The sequence below is a fragment of the Planktothrix tepida PCC 9214 genome, assembly GCF_900009145.1.
Lineage (GTDB): Bacteria > Cyanobacteriota > Cyanobacteriia > Cyanobacteriales > Microcoleaceae > Planktothrix > Planktothrix tepida.
In genome coordinates this window covers 436,334-452,183 of the sequence record NZ_LN889802.1, presented here as the reverse complement: position 1 = coordinate 452,183, position 15,850 = coordinate 436,334, and the positions used below count along the sequence as shown (strand labels likewise).

At 37.8% G+C, this 15,850-nt stretch carries 17 protein-coding genes; 12 read left to right on the top strand and 5 right to left on the bottom strand.

What is annotated here, in order from left to right:
- The first annotated feature begins 71 nt into the window (after positions 1-71).
- From PL9214_RS16300 to PL9214_RS16265, 8 genes are all read left to right on the top strand, one after another.
- Complete coding sequence (locus PL9214_RS16300) at positions 72-536, top strand: PqqD family protein (RefSeq protein WP_245824267.1); 465 nt, start codon at positions 72-74, stop codon at positions 534-536.
- Positions 537-604: 68 nt separating this feature from the next.
- Positions 605-1,684: a hypothetical protein gene (locus tag PL9214_RS16295; RefSeq protein ID WP_072719809.1), complete on the top strand. Its 1,080-nt coding sequence runs from the start codon at positions 605-607 to the stop codon at positions 1,682-1,684.
- A gap of 3 nt (positions 1,685-1,687) precedes the next feature.
- Positions 1,688-2,506 carry a glycosyltransferase family 2 protein gene (locus PL9214_RS16290; RefSeq protein WP_072719808.1) on the top strand — a complete coding sequence of 273 codons (819 nt, stop codon included), beginning with the start codon at positions 1,688-1,690 and terminating at the stop codon, positions 2,504-2,506.
- On the top strand, positions 2,506-3,210 hold the full coding sequence (locus tag PL9214_RS16285) for a glycosyltransferase family 2 protein (protein WP_072719807.1): 705 nt from the start codon (positions 2,506-2,508) through the stop codon (positions 3,208-3,210). The genes PL9214_RS16290 and PL9214_RS16285 overlap by 1 nt, the downstream gene beginning before the upstream one ends.
- 5 nt (positions 3,211-3,215) lie before the next feature.
- Complete coding sequence (locus PL9214_RS16280) at positions 3,216-3,914, top strand: glycosyltransferase family 2 protein (RefSeq protein ID WP_245824266.1); 699 nt, start codon at positions 3,216-3,218, stop codon at positions 3,912-3,914.
- A gap of 33 nt (positions 3,915-3,947) precedes the next feature.
- The gene (locus PL9214_RS16275; RefSeq protein WP_072719806.1) at positions 3,948-4,847 is read left to right on the top strand and encodes an SDR family NAD(P)-dependent oxidoreductase; all 900 of its coding nucleotides are present in this window, start codon (positions 3,948-3,950) and stop codon (positions 4,845-4,847) included.
- A 29-nt stretch (positions 4,848-4,876) separates the two neighbouring features.
- A complete protein-coding gene (locus PL9214_RS16270; protein ID WP_083580053.1) occupies positions 4,877-5,824 on the top strand; it encodes an SMP-30/gluconolactonase/LRE family protein in 948 nt (315 codons plus the stop codon).
- 17 nt (positions 5,825-5,841) lie between these two features.
- Positions 5,842-6,930, top strand: a complete 1,089-nt coding sequence (locus PL9214_RS16265; protein ID WP_072719805.1) for a nucleotidyltransferase family protein — start codon at positions 5,842-5,844, stop codon at positions 6,928-6,930.
- 180 nt (positions 6,931-7,110) lie between these two features.
- Here PL9214_RS16265 and treZ read toward each other — a convergent pair whose 3' ends face one another.
- Entirely contained in the window at positions 7,111-8,931 is a 1,821-nt protein-coding gene (treZ, locus tag PL9214_RS16260) for a malto-oligosyltrehalose trehalohydrolase (RefSeq protein WP_072719804.1), read from the bottom strand.
- Positions 8,932-8,977: 46 nt separating this feature from the next.
- Positions 8,978-10,042, bottom strand: a complete 1,065-nt coding sequence (locus PL9214_RS16255; protein ID WP_072719803.1) for a DMT family transporter — start codon at positions 10,040-10,042, stop codon at positions 8,978-8,980.
- 91 nt (positions 10,043-10,133) lie between these two features.
- Here PL9214_RS16255 and sppA point away from each other — a divergent pair, with 91 nt between their 5' ends.
- The 4 genes from sppA (at position 10,134) to PL9214_RS16235 (ending at position 11,977) form a co-directional block, all read left to right on the top strand.
- Positions 10,134-10,979: a signal peptide peptidase SppA gene (sppA, locus tag PL9214_RS16250; protein WP_072719802.1), complete on the top strand. Its 846-nt coding sequence runs from the start codon at positions 10,134-10,136 to the stop codon at positions 10,977-10,979.
- 166 nt (positions 10,980-11,145) lie between these two features.
- A complete protein-coding gene (locus PL9214_RS33400) occupies positions 11,146-11,259 on the top strand; it encodes a hypothetical protein (RefSeq protein ID WP_496196695.1) in 114 nt (37 codons plus the stop codon).
- Positions 11,260-11,466: 207 nt separating this feature from the next.
- Positions 11,467-11,691 (top strand): addiction module protein, encoded by a 225-nt coding sequence (locus PL9214_RS16240; RefSeq protein ID WP_072719801.1) that lies wholly within the window; start codon positions 11,467-11,469, stop codon positions 11,689-11,691.
- Positions 11,681-11,977, top strand: a complete 297-nt coding sequence (locus tag PL9214_RS16235; RefSeq protein WP_072719800.1) for a type II toxin-antitoxin system RelE/ParE family toxin — start codon at positions 11,681-11,683, stop codon at positions 11,975-11,977. The genes PL9214_RS16240 and PL9214_RS16235 overlap by 11 nt, the downstream gene beginning before the upstream one ends.
- Positions 11,978-12,162: 185 nt before the next feature.
- Here PL9214_RS16235 and PL9214_RS16230 read toward each other — a convergent pair whose 3' ends face one another.
- From PL9214_RS16230 to PL9214_RS16220, 3 genes are all read right to left on the bottom strand, one after another.
- Positions 12,163-13,167, bottom strand: a complete 1,005-nt coding sequence (locus PL9214_RS16230; protein ID WP_072719799.1) for a hypothetical protein — start codon at positions 13,165-13,167, stop codon at positions 12,163-12,165.
- A 74-nt stretch (positions 13,168-13,241) separates the two neighbouring features.
- Entirely contained in the window at positions 13,242-13,622 is a 381-nt protein-coding gene (locus PL9214_RS16225; protein WP_072719798.1) for a DUF4189 domain-containing protein, read from the bottom strand.
- 547 nt (positions 13,623-14,169) lie between these two features.
- A complete protein-coding gene (locus PL9214_RS16220; RefSeq protein WP_245824265.1) occupies positions 14,170-15,804 on the bottom strand; it encodes a sensor histidine kinase in 1,635 nt (544 codons plus the stop codon).
- Positions 15,805-15,850: the final 46 nt, after the last annotated feature.

Sequence of the window (15,850 nt, the reverse complement as noted above, 5' to 3'; positions counted from 1 at the left end):
ATCTAAGGTTATAGTAAGGTTAAAGATAGTTAAATACAACTGAGTTTATCCACCCAAAAACCAGAGCAAAAATGATGAATCCAGACGAAAAATTTAATGCCAATACGCCCAAAGTTGTTCATGAAACTATTGATGGTGAAGTCGTTGTTGTCAACTTGGAGCAGGGAGATTATTTTAGTTTAGTTAAAGTGGGTGCAGATATTTGGGACGGTTTGATTAGAGGTCTTTCCAGAGGCGATATTGTATCAGAAATCATTCAGCGCTATGAGGGTGAACACACCATTATTGAAAATGCAGTTAATCATTTTATCGAACAATTACAACAGGAAGAACTAATTGTTGTCAATACAGGAGATGGGGTAGACAGTCACAACAACCCTAACGATCTAACTCCAACCCTTCCTAACTTAGAAAAATTAAAATTTGAACCTCCCAGCTTACAGAAATACACGGATATGGAAGAACTACTGGCTTTAGATCCTATCCATGAAGTTGACGAGGAAATCGGTTGGCCGAGTGCTAAAGTTGAAGTTTAATTGCTTCAAAAAAGGGAGGGTTTTTCCTCCCCATTTTTTAATCATTGTCGCTGAGTCCCAAAAATCAGATGATTACAAATACATTTGAAAATATTGATCATTCTGCTCAGAAAGACCCTTTAGATTTTTTCAATACTGTTTATGAATTCTATGAAAAAGCTGAGGTTTCTGCTGGGGGTTGTATTGACCGTTTTTACTGCATAGCAGGGTTTAAAATTCGGTTGCGGTTTGCTGGTGGTGCCTTAATTCCATACATAACTCCGGCTTTAGCACACTTAGAAACAGAACCTTTTTCTGATCCAGCACTTACAATTTGTTTGTGGGATAGCACCTCGACAAATACCGTAATGCCTCCTCCACCTTGGCAGAAAAACGATTATCTTTCCAAGCGCGGAGAAATTCACGGTTACAATAGCGATCGCATTCACACCAGTTTCCAATGGGGTACATTTGTGTTAAGTCTGTTGGATAGTGATCGCAATTTGGGAATTTATTGGGTTAAAAACGCCGATCGGATTCCTTATTGGGAAAGCGGATCTCCTCTACGGACAATTTTAAACGTCTGGATGAGTAAGCGGGGAATTCAGCTAGTTCATGGTGGTGCTGTCGGACTCCCATCGGGTGGCGTACTGCTAGTCGGAAAAGGAGGTTCTGGTAAATCGACAACAGCGTTAACTTGCCTGAATTCTCAGCTTTTTTATGCCAGCGACGATTACAGTCTCATCTCCCCCGAACCAACCCCGACGGTATTTAGCATCTACAACACGGGCAAAAAAAATGCCGATGATGTGAACAGATTACCCTTTTTGGCGACGGCTATCAGTAATCGAGATCGCCTTTCAGAGGAAAAAGCACTTTATTTCATTAACGACCATTTCCCCGAAAAAATATTGATACAATTCCCCATCCGTGCAGTTTTAATGCCGCGCATTACGGGAAAAACAGATACCTCCTTAACAGCCACCTCTGCTGCTGCTGCTTTAGCTTCACTCGTCCCCAGTACCATGATTCAACTACCAGGTTCTGGTAAAGAAGCTTGCCAAATTATGATGCAAGTTTTGCAACAAGTTCCTGCTTATTATCTAGAACTCGGCACTGATTTAGAACAAATTCCTCAAGTCATTTTCAACCTCATTACCCAGCAATAAGCAATGGAAAATCAGCCATTATTTGTTAGCGTTATCATTCCGGTTTATAACGGAGAAAAATATTTAGCTGAAGCCATCCAAAATGTCATAAATCAGGATTATCAGCCCTTAGAAATAATTGTCATTGATGATGGTTCAACAGATAAAACGGCGGAAATAGCTTCCCAATTTAAGGCCAGTATCCGCTATATTTACCAGCAAAATAGTGGGCCAGCAGCGGCTCGCAATCACGGTATAAAAGTAGCCAATGGTGATGTAATTGCATTCTTAGATGTTGACGATCTCTGGTCGGATGATAAACTGAAACTGCAAGCAAATTACTTAGCAAATAATCCTTCGGTAGAAATTGTCCAGGGATTAATCCAACAAATTCAGCGTTTTGAAGAGCCTGAAAATAGTCACTCAATCTTTAAAATAGTTTCTAATCCCTATCAATTTGTTAACTTAGGTAGCTCAATATATCGAAAGTCCCTGTTTGCAAAAATTGGCTTATTTGATGAAACACTACGGTATGCTGAAGATATGGATTTATTTTTTAAAGCCTGGGAAAGTAATATATCTAAAGTGGTGCTCGATCAAGTAACTCTATTTTATAGAAAGCACGATGACAACATGACTAAGGGTAAAAAGTTAGTTGAATTGGGGTTTGTAAGAATTTATAAAAAACATTTGGATCGATGCCGACAGAAAGGAGATTTTACGCGCTCGAATGAATTGCCAAATATGAAAGACTACATTGGTGTAGCGCCTCCGCACAAAGAACAAAAGAATGGATTAGTTACACAACTGCCAAAATTCTCTGATGCAAACGGTATAGGATAATGAAAGAAAATAACCCTCTAGTCAGCGTAATCATACCAGTTTTTAACGGCGATCGCCATCTGGCTGAAGCAATCGAAAGTGTTTTGGCACAAACCTATCGACCAATCGAGGTTATCGTAGTTGATGATGGTTCAACTGATAATAGTGCTAATATAGCGCGATCTGATCAACAAATCCGCTACATTTATCAAAACAATCAAGGTAACGGGCCAGCAAAAAATACGGGAATTTCAGTTGCTCAGGGGGAGTTGATTGCTTTTTTAGATGTTGATGATCTGTGGACATCTAATAAATTGAATTTGCAAGTTAATTATCTTCTTCAACACCCTCATATAGAGGCTACAATTTGCCAAATGCGTCACTTCTTGGAATCTGACAATGATTGGCCTTCGTGGTTAAAAAAAGAGCAAATAGATGCAGATGTAGCAGGCTATATTCCCAGTGCTTTAGTTGTCCGTAAAACTGTGTTTGAAAAAATTGGTAATTTCGATCCAACTTACAGACGTACCAATGATGCTGACTGGTTTTTTCGCGCCAAAGATGGGGGTATTGTAATTGCGATTATACCCGAAGTCCTTTTATATAAGCGTATTCATAACTCTAATTTATCCCATCAAACAAAAGAAATGAACTCAGAACTTATGGGCATTTTAAGGTCATCAATTGAGCGAAAACGCAATCAGAAGCTATCTAACCCTGAGTAAAGGAAATGGAAAAAATGAACTATACCCCGTTGGTGAGCGTAATTATACCAGTCTACAATTGCGAAAAGTATCTAGCAGAAGCTATCGAAAGCGTACTAGATCAAACTTATCAGCCACTAGAAATTATTGTAATAGATGATGGTTCAACTGATGGCAGTGCAGAAGTAGCAAAGCACTTTGGTACTACAGTGCAATACTGTTTTCAAGTCAATAGCGGTACGGCGGCGGCTCGTAATCGAGGAATAGAATTAGCCAAAGGCGATTTTTTTGCCTTTCTCGACGCAGATGACCTTTGGGTAGAAGATAAATTAACCAAGCAAATGGCAGCATTTACTAATAACCCCAATCTTGATGTCGTATACGGACAGGTTCAACAGTTTATTAGTCCAGAATTGGGGGAAAATCTGGAAGCAAAACTACAGGTTTCTCCTAAATTAGTACCAGGACATATTCCTTCAGCATTGCTAATCAAACGGGATTCTTTTTTTCAAGTTGGCTTATTTGAAACTCAGTGGAAATTAGCCGAATTCGCTAGTTGGCAGGTGCGTGTTACAGAGCTAGGACTCCAAACGATGATGTTACCCGAATTAGTAGCCAAACGGCGACTGCATGAAACCAATAAGGGAATTAAACAACGCGAATACCAAACTGAATATCTTCAAATTTTGAAAGCATCACTAGACCGCCGCCGTGCTAAAGGTTAGGATATTGAAATTGGTGGCTAATAATCGACGGATATGAATTTAAAAACTCGGCTAAACAACATCAAAACTCGTTTCAAAGCTGCATCCAAAGCCTTCCTTAATCCGATGCCTACGCTCAAACCAAAAGTTTTTGTCAAAACAGTAGATCCTGCTGTAGTTTTAGATAATCAGCTTTTAGCTGGAAAGAATGTCTTGATTACCGGAGCAGCAAGAAATATTGGTAGAAGTATTGCTATTGAAATGGCCAAACAAGGCGCCAATATTTTCTTCACCGATATTGTTGAGGAAGGATGTTTAAACTTAGAAGAAGAATTAAATACTTATCCAGTTAAGGTAAAAAGCTTTGTTTCCGACATATCAAAGCCTGAAGATATTGATTATTTATATAGCATTTTGGATCAGAAAAAAATCATAATTGATATTCTTGTCAATAATGTAGGAATTCAATTTGAAACAATTGGGATCAATAACTTGGATTTTGGAGAATGGCAGAAAACCTTTCAAACTAATATATTGGGGCCGATGTACCTCACCCAACGTATCGCCAAAATGATGGTAAATAATTCTATTCAGGGTGCTATTATTTTTCTGACTTCTATACACCAAGAAATACTTGTTCGCTGGCCTAGTTATAGTTCTTCAAAAGCAGCATTAGGCATGATTATCAAAGAATTAGCGGTAGAATTTGCTCCCTACGGAATCAGAGTAAATGGAATTGCTCCAGGTTGGGTTTTAGAAGATGAGCAAGGAAATCCATTCAGCCACGAGTATACGCCCCTGAATAAAAGTTCTATTAATCCTTGTTATATCGGCAGAGCGGCTGTTTATCTAGCTTCTGATTATTTTTCCAGGTTTACTACTGGCAGTATCATTAAAATTGATGGGGGATTATCGTTATTTAATTATCGTGTATTTCAGCAGCAACCTCAATAAAAAAGCACTGTTTATTTGGATGAAATATAATGTTGCGTATCGCCAAATGGGTCAATAGACAGATAAAAAAACTAGGTTCGACTTTTCCCCAAAAATTAGCATCGGGTCGATTAGAAGCCAAATCTCAAGGGTTTAGAAATCTCTTTCCTAAGAAAGTAAAGATCGATCGTGTAGCTACCGGATTTCAGTTTATTGAAGGGCCGATTTGGATAGATGAAGAAAAGCATCTACTATTTAGCGATATTCCCGCTAACAAAATTTTGCAGTTGACTCCTAATGGAGAGGTAAAAATATTTAGAAAACCTAGTAATAATTCTAATGGTTTAACCAGGGACAAACAAGGACGATTAATTGTCTGTGAACATGGGATGCGCCGAGTTACCCGTACCGAAAAAGACGGTTCAATTACGATTTTAGCTGATCAATTTCAAGGCAAAAAACTCAATAGTCCTAATGATGTTGTGGTTAAAAGTAGCGGTGCAATTTATTTTACAGATCCTCCTTATGGAATTCAACCGGAACAACAAGAACAACCCATCCAAGGAGTTTACTTAATTCCGCCAGATCATCAAGAAATCATTCTCCTCGCCGATGATTTTTCTAAACCCAATGGTTTGGCATTTTCACCGGATGAAAAACAGCTTTATATTGACGATTCACAATGTCGTCATATCCGAGTTTTTGATGTCACAATTGATGGTACACTTGCTAATAGTCGTGTGTTTCACGATATGAACATCAAGGAACCCGGTTCACCGGATGGCATGAAAATTGATGTCCAGGGAAACATCTATTGTACTGGAGCAGGGGGGGTGTGGGTGTTTGATTGTGAAGGCAATCATTTAGGAACAATTGTCACTCCTGAACGCCCTGCAAATTGTGCTTGGGGAGATGAAGATGGGCAAAGTCTTTATATCACTGCTTGCACTTCAGTTTACCGAATTAGAGTTAATATTCCAGGGATTAAAGTACCGTAATTAATTAAAAGTATACCATGAATTTTAATCTAAATCAAGAGCCACAATTACTTTTGCAAGCCGCAGTTTTACAAGGTGAAGCAGCCATTAATTCCTGGCAAAAATGGAGAACATTAGTCAATATTGATGATGTAGATCAAGAATCTTATCGGTTATTACCGTTACTCTATCGTAATTTATCCGCTCATAATGTTACAGATCCATACATTGGCAGGCTTAAGGGAGTTTACCGACGTACCTGGGTTGAAAATCAAGTTTGGTTTCAACAAATTCGCTCTATTTTAGGGTCTTTTCAAGAAGCTGATATTAAAATTATGCTGCTTAAAGATCCCGCTTTAAATTTGCATTATTATCAAGATTATGGTCTACGTTATATGAATCATCTCGAGTTTTTAATTAACTCAAAAAATGTTTTAAACTCTATAAAATTATTACAAAAATTGGGTTGGACACCAAAAGAAAAAATTCCGAATCCCACTATCCCCTTTAGCCATTATATTGGATTTGAAAATGAATCTAAGCAATATTTAAGTCTTCGTTGGCATCTTTTCGCGGATGGTTTTAATGAAAATGTGGAAACTGAGTTTTGGCAGAATGCAATATTAACTCAAGTCAACGATTTTCCCGTTTATCTTTTATCTACAACTGACCAGTTATTTTATACCTGTGTATTTGGAGGATTAACAAATCTAATTTTACCGATTAGTCGGTTAGCAGATGCTACGATTATTATTCAATCATACCCATCTGAAATTGATAAAGACCGACTGCTAACATTAGCTAAAAAATACCGTTTTATTTTACAATTAAAATCGAGGATGATACAGTTACAGGAAATTCTCAATTTACCGATCTTATCCTCAATTTTATCCGAACTCGAAAAATTATCAATTTCTAAATTTGAAGATCAGGAAGATCAGGTGATAACGAGTAAAAAAAATACCGCCTTAAATCGTTTAAAAAAAAGATATTTTCAATATTCCAGAACAGTCAATACGGATAATTTTAACCTCTTCAATTTTTTCAGTTATCTGCAATATATTTGGGGTTTAGAGAATTTATGGCAAGTCCCAATACAAGCGATGCTACGAGGAATTAACAGGTAGATATAGCAAGTTTAAATGGATTGTACCATCATCATCAGGATTATTAATCCTCAAAAATGGACACAAATCCCAGTGTTAGGGCGAGAAAGGACACAAGCCCCTACGATGAATTGGATTTTAAGTCATTTCTACAACTGATTTAAACTTGCTATATCTCGTTAGAATTGAGCAAAACAACAATTAAGTTTCATACAAGACAAAACTTTCAGGAACTAAGGTTAATTCTGAAGTATCCGTTAACGTTTCGGGTAGATTTGATCCTAAACCCATCCATTTTTCATCGGTAGAATCTAAAAGCTTATGCCAAGTTTTACCGATTAAATTAGGACTGTAGGAAACCGGATTTTTGCTAAAGTTAATCAGACATAAAACCTGCTGATCTTCAAACCAACGCCGGAAGATTAATAATTTATCTTCCTCAATACATTGGACTTCTTGATGATTGCGATCGCGTAATTTTAAAGCTGGAATACTCCGCCGTAATCGAATCAAATTTTGATAGAATTCCCATAATATTTTATGCTTTCCTTCCTGTTTTAAGTTCCAATTTAACTTACATTGATCAAAGATTTCTCGACTTTGAACATCAGGAGGATCACCTGCCAGATGAAACGCTTCAAAATCAGCTTTTCGCCCTTTTCGCACAGCTTCAACTAGCTCAAGATCGGAGTGACTAATAAAATATTGAAACGGTGCAGGTTCCCCATATTCTTCCCCCATAAATAATAAGGGGATATAAGGAGACAGTAATACCGTGGCGGCGGCTAACTTCAATGCTTCATAAGAGACTAAAGCCGTTAACCTTTCTCCTAGTAAACGGTTGCCAACTTGGTCATGATTTTGACTAAATACTAAAAATTGATAGGGAGGACAATCGATTGCCGACTCTCCATGTAACCGTTGACGGTTAGGGGAATAATCCCAAGTGTAAATAAAGCTTTCTCGGTAAGATTTGGCTAACTGCTCACAGCGACCATAATCTTTATAATACCCCATATTTTCACCCGTTAATACGGTATGAATGGCATGATGGAAATCATCACACCAATGCACATCTAACCCATACCCTCCGACCGCTTTAGAACGAATTAATTTTGCATCGTTTAAATCGGTTTCTGCCATTAAATAAAACTTTCGTCCTTGCTGTTGAGAGAATTCGGCTACATTATCAGCTAATTCCTTTAAAATATGTTTAGCACCGAGATCAAAAATGTTATCAGCCGCATCTAATCTCAACGCATCAATGTGAAAATCTCCTAACCAATACAGGGCGTTTTCAATCACAAACTGTCTCACCCCCTGACAGTAAGCTTGATCATAATTAATCGCAAAACCCCAAGCAGTTCGATAACGTTCAGTAAAATAGGGGCCGAATTCTGCCATGTAATTTCCTTCAGGGCCAAAGTGATTATAAACCGCATCTAAAATCACCGCAACGCCTTGCTGATGGCAAGCATTTACTAAACGTTTTAACCCTTCTACTCCGCCATAAGAATTTTGAGGCGCGTACAGATAAACACCATCATAACCCCAATTGCGATCACCGGGAAACTGACCAATGGGCATGATTTCAATGGCATTAATTCCTAAGTCTAATAATTCAGGAAGATGCGGAATAATGGCTTCAAAGGTTCCCTCTGGGGTAAACGTACCAACGTGCAGTTCATAAACAATTAATTCATCTAACGGAATTGTTTTCCAGTTCTGATCCTGCCAAACAAAGGTATTTTGATCGATGACTTCAGATGCACCATGAACCCCTTCCGGTTGAGAATGGGAAGCAGGATCAGGATGGGTAAATTGACCCTCTAATTGATAAAAATAACGGGTTCCTGGGGGAATATTTTCAACCGTTGCATTCCAATATCCCTGTTCATCTCGTTCTAAGGGAATTAATCGTTCTTCGGGAGACACAATTTTGAGAGAAACGGTTTCTCTTAATGGCGACCAGACGCGAAATTCACAGCGATTTTCGCCTAAATAATTTGCACCGAGTTTCATGATAAAATTTGGGGATTAACTACATCTTCAGGTATAGAGATGCGCTTTAGCTGGTCTCTATTTCTTTAATTTCTATCGGTAACTCAACGGAATTTCCCTCTGCGGGTTGTAATACATTGGTTTCTGGTTGAGATGGGGCTAAATCCTTGGAACGTTTGATTTTAAGCTTTTCTGCTAAGGTATCCCGTTGATTTACCAAATAGATACTGACTAATGTTAAGCCGACTCCCATTGATTGTAGCGAACTTAAGACTTCCTGGAGGAATAAATTTCCAAAGAATAGGGCAAAAACTGGGGTAAGAAATGTTAGCGAACTCAAGCTTGTTAAGCTACCACTCGATGCAAAATAGAAAAATAAACCATAAGAGATAGCACTGCCAAATATTGTAGAATAGCCCATGGCCACCCAACCCGACAGATCAATATTTTGCCATTGTTGAGTTTCTAAAAGTGCCGATAACCCAAATAAAGGCAACCCCCCAATAATCATGTGCCATCCTGTTCCCATGACTGGATCAGCATATCGACAAACCCACCGCACTAATACGGTTCCCACCGCCATTGATAACGCCGCTAATAACATCAACCATTCGCCACTATTAAACAGTTGAGTGAAATCGGCAGAAGTTGTCAATAATTCCGAATTAAATAAGCCTAAAATCCAATCATCAGGTAAACCAATTAAACTAATTCCAATAAGGCCAATGGCTAACCCTAACCATCCCCAAAATCCAATGGTTTCTTGAAATAACCATAGAGATAAAATCGCAACGGCTAAGGGTTGGGAATCTATCATTACCGATCCTAACCCAGCACTGGTTCGCACTAACCCTTGGGCTAAAAATCCTTGAAATAATGTTGCATCCACAAACCCAAAAATTGAGATCCACAGCCAAGCTTGCCAGCCTTTCGGTTGCGGACGTCCCGACAGCAGCCCTGCCAAGAGTACCAAAACCCCGGCGGGAACTAACCGCACACCTGCCATAAAAAACGGCGTTGTATGGGGAATAACGCCTTTCATCGCCACCATTGCTGTCCCCCAAAAGAAGAATGGGGCAATTAACAATAACGGCTGAAAGGGTAATTTTGCTTGGGTTTGCGGTTTCTGCATTCGCTTCTCCGGGTAGGGGGGACGAAAATTATGTACTTTTATTAAGAAGTTTATACAATATTATTAATTTAATACAGTTCTGTCATTGCCCATGATTTGGCCATTTAAACCTCGATACCGCAAACAAATCGCCCGCATAGAAATTAATGGCGCGATCGGCGGAGATACGCGCAAACGGGTGTTAGAAGCCCTGAAAACCATTGAAGAAAAGAAATTTCCCGCCCTATTGTTGAGAATTGATAGTCCTGGGGGAACCGTTGGCGACTCCCAAGAAATTTATAGTGCCCTAAAACGGTTGCAGAAAAAAGTCAAAATTGTTGCCAGTTTCGGCAATATTTCGGCATCCGGTGGCGTTTATATTGGCATGGGAGCCGAACATATTATGGCAAACCCAGGAACAATCACCGGAAGTATTGGTGTAATTTTACGCGGTAATAACTTAGAACGGTTATTAGAAAAAGTGGGGGTTTCTTTCAAAGTGATTAAGTCTGGCCCTTATAAAGATATTTTGTCTTTTGATCGAGAACTCACGGAACCCGAACAACAAATTTTGCAAGAATTAATTGATACCAGTTATCAACAATTTGTACAAACCGTTGCCGAATCTCGTAACTTACCCGTAGAAACCGTTAGAACCTTTGCTGATGGTCGAATTTTTACCGGACAACAAGCCGTTGAACTAGGAATTGTTGATCGTTTAGGGACAGAAGAAGATGCCCGTCGCTGGGCGGCTGAACTGGTTAAACTCGATCCCGACAAAACCGAATATTTTACGTTAGAAAAACCCAAACCTTTTGTTAATAAAGTTCTAGGAAATACTTTGATTAATCAGGTTCTAGGAAATAATTTAACCCCTAATAGTTTAATTGCTGCTAACCATTGGTTAGAATTCGAGCTATCTACAAACGGTCTACCCTTGTGGATGTATCGACCGTAGAAGANTTAATCAATTTCAATCTTATTTTCCCAATGGATAACTCTACTTTTTATTACTTGTTGATTTCGGAGAGTGACAGAAGAGGGATAAACTATCTTTAAAATCTCATGTCCAAATGTATTAAAATATGCTATAATTTTAAAAACTAAATTTGATATTGTAAACCATGAAATTATCAATTGATGACGACATTACAAAAGAAATGCTGACAGAAATAATGGTAGAAATTATTAAAACAAGAAAAGATTTATTTTATGATCTTATCCTAGAAGCATTGTAGGAAATTTCTCTAGCTAATGCTATTAAAGAAGGAAGACAAGATGATTTTGTTTCTGAAGAAAAAATATTTGCTTTATTAGATAGTCAAGATTAATAAAAATCAAATTTGAATCAAGATTTGAAGAAATTAACAAAAATTAATGACACAAAATGGTAAAAATAAGTTAAGCTAAGTAAAGATCATCAAGTTAAATTGTTCGATTTATTTATGAATAGTTTATTATCTGAACAAATTTTACCCCTAACTATTCCCGAAAAGCTTCAATTAATAGAAGAAATTTGGGATAGTGTTGTTATGGATGCTGATCAAATTCCTTTAACTCAATCTCAAAAACAGGAATTAGATCGGCGTTTAGCATCTTATCAAAATATTGAAAATGAAGGTAAATCTTGGGAAGTCGTTAAGCGAAGAATTATTAAAGATGACATATAAAATTAAAATTTCAGAGGAAGCTGAATTAGATTTAGATGATGCTTATCAGTGGTATGAATCACAAGTTAACCAACTTGGATCAGAGTTGATTCGAGTTGTAGATCAAAATTTAGCTTTAATTCAACAAAATCCTCTCGCTTATCCCATTATTTATAATAATGTACGCCGGAAATTATTGCCAAGATTTCCCTATGGTTTGTTTTATGTAATTCACGATGATATTATTTTTATCTTGGCTTTTTTCCATGTTAAGCGTGATCCTCAACAGTGGAAAAAACGTTTCTAGCGCTCGAATCATCTCAAAAAATTACAAGGTTATGATACATTCTATCTTATCTGTTTAGGCAACTATAGAATAGGGATAGAATTGAGTAAAGATACAATTATTTTTACTAGGTTTTTACATCGAAAAGATATTTATAAATTTTTCCCTTAATCCGAGAAATCACATGAAATGTTGGGCTGCTGGTATCAGCTAATAGCATAAAGCTTGAAAAGTTCGCTGAAAAAAACTCCTACTTTTTCCTGCGCCTTCTCAGGATCTAAGAACTCATACCCACCAAATCTGTATACTTCATAGCCTGTAAGTTTCAAACGTCTATCCTCTGCAACCATTTCTGCGTAGAGATGAGGGCTTGATTGTCCATTTTCAGAATAATGTTGTCTGCCGTCTATTTCAATTACAACATTTTTGCCATACGGAAGTAATAACAAAAAATCCATCCTTTGCCGAACTAACCTTTTTTCATCTTTTAGGTACTTCCAGGTATAGGGATCATAATGTAAGTAGACTTGCGGGATTAATGCTGGTAGTCTATCTACAAATTCTTCAAAAAAGAATTTGTAATATGTTCGGAATAAGACTTTTTCTGGCTCGTTATCTTCAATAGATGTTAGCAATCTATTGAACAGTCCATGTCTCTGTTCAGAGCGGTTTTGACTTTGTAAATTTTCTCTATCACACCACCAATCAACTAACTCCTCCCATAGAAGTCCCTTTTCAGTCAATGGTCTATCATATACGAGACAATATTCCTCATTCTTCACAATCCTGATTTCATTAGTAGTTGCATTTACCAATACGATTTCAGGTTTTGGCCCGTTCGCAGCAAAGATTAAATTCTTAAAATCGCCACTCACTCCTTGAGTCTTTGGGTCAAGCCTTGCAATGATTACCTGATATTCATCGTAAAGCTCCTGTTTTCTTTCTCGATCTTGTTCTTCAAAAGCTGAAACAGGAATTTTTTTAAATACTCCCTTTAAAATTTTAGCCTGGACTAATGGATTAGATTCTTCGAGTATACGAATGAATTTTTCTCGTGTAGTACCAGGTTCGTAGTCAGCTACATCAATCTCCAAGTCGCAATAGTAAGGATAGAACTCATAGTGGGTTCTGTAGGAAAAACCATTCAAATATCCTTTAGATACACCAATGTAGTCATTTACAAGTCTATAAATTTCAGATTGTTTGAGCATATTTAATCAGAGCGCGATGACACTATCCATGAAAATTAAGAAAATTAACAATACTTGATTTATCATTAAACTAATTACCGCGTTGTACAAGCCCAAACTTGAATTCTGCAAGCCCCTGTACCGCATCCCGACAAAGCACTGGCTTCGGCTTGCTCACGGGTTACAGCCCATCCCCAGCCCAAGTTTCCTAATTGATCCTTAGCCACTGCGCCACAGGCATTTTTAAACCAAACCTGGACTTGACAATCAGATTTACCGCATTCTCTCAATGCCTTTTGTTCAGCTTCTTGTCGAGTCAGATAATCGTAACCATAACCCCAACCCCCTGATGCTGAGGTTGCGATCGCTCCATAACGATCCGGTTGAGCAACTGCGACCCCAGCTATTAAACCTTCAAGAACTAAAGCACAAGCACTGATCAATAGAAAATGCTGTTTGGCGGAATTGATTCCCATAAATTAATTTAACCGCACAATAGATCATCTTAGATTGTAACTTTAGAAGACGTTTGGGGGAAGAGTAAGCCCTGCGCTAAATTTCATCTTAACTCCTTTAATTGTATCCGTTGATGCTTTAGATTAATAGAATATTGTGATAATTTTTTATAAAAATTGGAATTATAATTAATGAAAAATCATAAGAATAAAAAAAGGATTGCAGGACATGATTGGGATTTACCGAGATTGGTTGATATGGGATAATGGGCGTGATTTATCGGCATTCTCTAGTGATAACTCATGTGTAATCACCGTTGAGAATTATAAATATTATGAATTAAAAAAAAGGATTAATAAAATTGAATCCTTGAGAATCACAAAACATTTCAGGTAAATTAAAAACCTTGGGTTTTCTCCCATCACTCATCCCAGATTTGAACGTCCCCCATTGTCACACTTACCCGTGCTATTCCTCCTAGAACAGGAAAAGATAAAATGTTTCTAGGTAAGACTTTGAGGGTTATTTTGCACTTTTTTACACAAATCTGGGTTTAATGTCAAGAGTTCAAGGATTATTGTAGGTTTCCCAAAGTGGCAAATAAATCGTCATCACGTTTCCTTGTTGAGGGCGCTGTTTAACAACCAGTTTCCCTCCTAATGCCTGAAATAAATTTTTAGTCACCGCCATATTTAAGCTTAAACAACCTGTTTCCGGTTGAAACATTAACAACGGCCCAATAGATTTTAAAGGGGATTGGGGAGAGACTGCAAAGCTAGAATTTCCTTCGTTTCCGGGTTGAGGTTGGGATTCTAATTGTAATTTTAATTGATGTCCGGCTAATCTCACTCCCACTTGAATATGACTACCATCGGGAAGACTGCGGGTAAAATTTTCAATCACTCCGGTTAATACTTGATCAAGCATGGTGGGGTCACTGACAACAGTAGGTAATTTTTGGGGCAAAATCACCTCTAAGGTTTGGTTGCGTTGACTGGCTTGTTTTTGCCATCGAGGAAGGCTAATTTGGAACACCTCTGCTAATGACATTGCAGTTAGCGGTAAAGGTTTTTCATCCCGATGACCTCGGCTATTTTGTCGAGCTTGTTCTATTTCTAATTCAACAGCCCGGAAAATCAAATTAAAGCGATCAATTTGGGTTGTACATTCTTGATCAATCATTTCTAAACGCTTCCGAATCACTTCTGGCGGAAGGTCTGGCCGTTTTAATAACAGTCGTGTTAAGGTACGAATCGTAGCTAACGGGGTTCGGACTTCATGGGCGATCGCTTGTAATAATTCCACTTCTGCGGTTTGGATGGTATTGTCCAGAATGGGTGTTTCTGGGAATTGAGAAGACGGTTTCGGACTAATTTTTTCGGCAACTTTAGCTAATTTAGGGACTGTAATTGTAACAGTTTTTAAATTATTGTTTAAAGGGTTTACTTCGGCTTTTTTATTGATTTCTAAACATAAATTGTTTAATAATAAACGACTAAATTTCATCACCGTTTGATAACTCGGTTCAATGGGTAAAAACTGGGCAATATTTTCCTCTAATTTGGCTTTCTGTCTAGCGATTTCCATTCTTAATTCACGGTTTGCTGTTCCTTGAATTAAGTCCATGCGATCGCGCAGCATCAATAAGGCTTTTTCAACAATATCAGGATTAAAGGAAAACAGAAAAGCCGGATTTCCTTTTGCATCTTGACCCAAAACCATGATCAAACTGAACTGACGAGTTAAAACTAAACAAAACTGTTCTTTGACTAAGGGATCTTTCCCATGTAAAGGACAGGCTAAAGTTTCAGGGAGGGAAGTAGACGTTCCATCAGAAGCCGGAAGCAAAGCTAAAGGATGGCGTAATTTTAAGACTAATTCATCTCCTAATTTTGAGAGATCATGAGTAAAAATTTGGGTGGCAAAATGAATCGCTAAATAAGGATGAATTAAAACCGGAACAGGCCCGGAAATAATTAAGCCTAACGAAGATAAAGGTTCAGATTTTATAGAAGGACAACTTGAAATAGTATTGGTCGATTCTGCATTCGCTTTTAATCGAATTTCTTCTAATAAGAAATTAATAGATTGAACCCCGCTATACCATTCTTTTTCTGCTTTTGAATAGGGTTTAAAAGTAGAAGAATCCTGAAAATTATTTTCTGCCTGATCGAGCAGTTTAGCCGAATATAAAGAACTCAAATCATGAGTTTCATCTTCGGCTAAAATATCGNGAAGAGGGGGAAAT

What these genes read in the sequence shown, in the direction of transcription:
- PL9214_RS16235 (WP_072719800.1), top strand. Translation starts at nt 11,681, where the DNA reads ATGACATATAAAATTAAAATTTCAGAGGAAGCTGAATTAGATTTAGAT.
- PL9214_RS33400 (WP_496196695.1), top strand. Translation starts at nt 11,146, where the DNA reads ATGAAATTATCAATTGATGACGACATTACAAAAGAAATGCTGACAGAA.
- PL9214_RS16285 (WP_072719807.1), top strand. Translation starts at nt 2,506, where the DNA reads ATGAAAGAAAATAACCCTCTAGTCAGCGTAATCATACCAGTTTTTAAC.
- PL9214_RS16255 (WP_072719803.1), bottom strand. Translation starts at nt 10,042, where the DNA reads ATGCAGAAACCGCAAACCCAAGCAAAATTACCCTTTCAGCCGTTATTG.
- PL9214_RS16225 (WP_072719798.1), bottom strand. Translation starts at nt 13,622, where the DNA reads ATGGGAATCAATTCCGCCAAACAGCATTTTCTATTGATCAGTGCTTGT.
- PL9214_RS16275 (WP_072719806.1), top strand. Translation starts at nt 3,948, where the DNA reads ATGAATTTAAAAACTCGGCTAAACAACATCAAAACTCGTTTCAAAGCT.
- PL9214_RS16300 (WP_245824267.1), top strand. Translation starts at nt 72, where the DNA reads ATGATGAATCCAGACGAAAAATTTAATGCCAATACGCCCAAAGTTGTT.
- sppA (WP_072719802.1), top strand. Translation starts at nt 10,134, where the DNA reads ATGATTTGGCCATTTAAACCTCGATACCGCAAACAAATCGCCCGCATA.
- PL9214_RS16280 (WP_245824266.1), top strand. Translation starts at nt 3,216, where the DNA reads ATGGAAAAAATGAACTATACCCCGTTGGTGAGCGTAATTATACCAGTC.
- PL9214_RS16265 (WP_072719805.1), top strand. Translation starts at nt 5,842, where the DNA reads ATGAATTTTAATCTAAATCAAGAGCCACAATTACTTTTGCAAGCCGCA.
- PL9214_RS16230 (WP_072719799.1), bottom strand. Translation starts at nt 13,167, where the DNA reads ATGCTCAAACAATCTGAAATTTATAGACTTGTAAATGACTACATTGGT.
- PL9214_RS16270 (WP_083580053.1), top strand. Translation starts at nt 4,877, where the DNA reads ATGTTGCGTATCGCCAAATGGGTCAATAGACAGATAAAAAAACTAGGT.
- PL9214_RS16295 (WP_072719809.1), top strand. Translation starts at nt 605, where the DNA reads ATGATTACAAATACATTTGAAAATATTGATCATTCTGCTCAGAAAGAC.
- PL9214_RS16240 (WP_072719801.1), top strand. Translation starts at nt 11,467, where the DNA reads ATGAATAGTTTATTATCTGAACAAATTTTACCCCTAACTATTCCCGAA.
- treZ (WP_072719804.1), bottom strand. Translation starts at nt 8,931, where the DNA reads ATGAAACTCGGTGCAAATTATTTAGGCGAAAATCGCTGTGAATTTCGC.
- PL9214_RS16290 (WP_072719808.1), top strand. Translation starts at nt 1,688, where the DNA reads ATGGAAAATCAGCCATTATTTGTTAGCGTTATCATTCCGGTTTATAAC.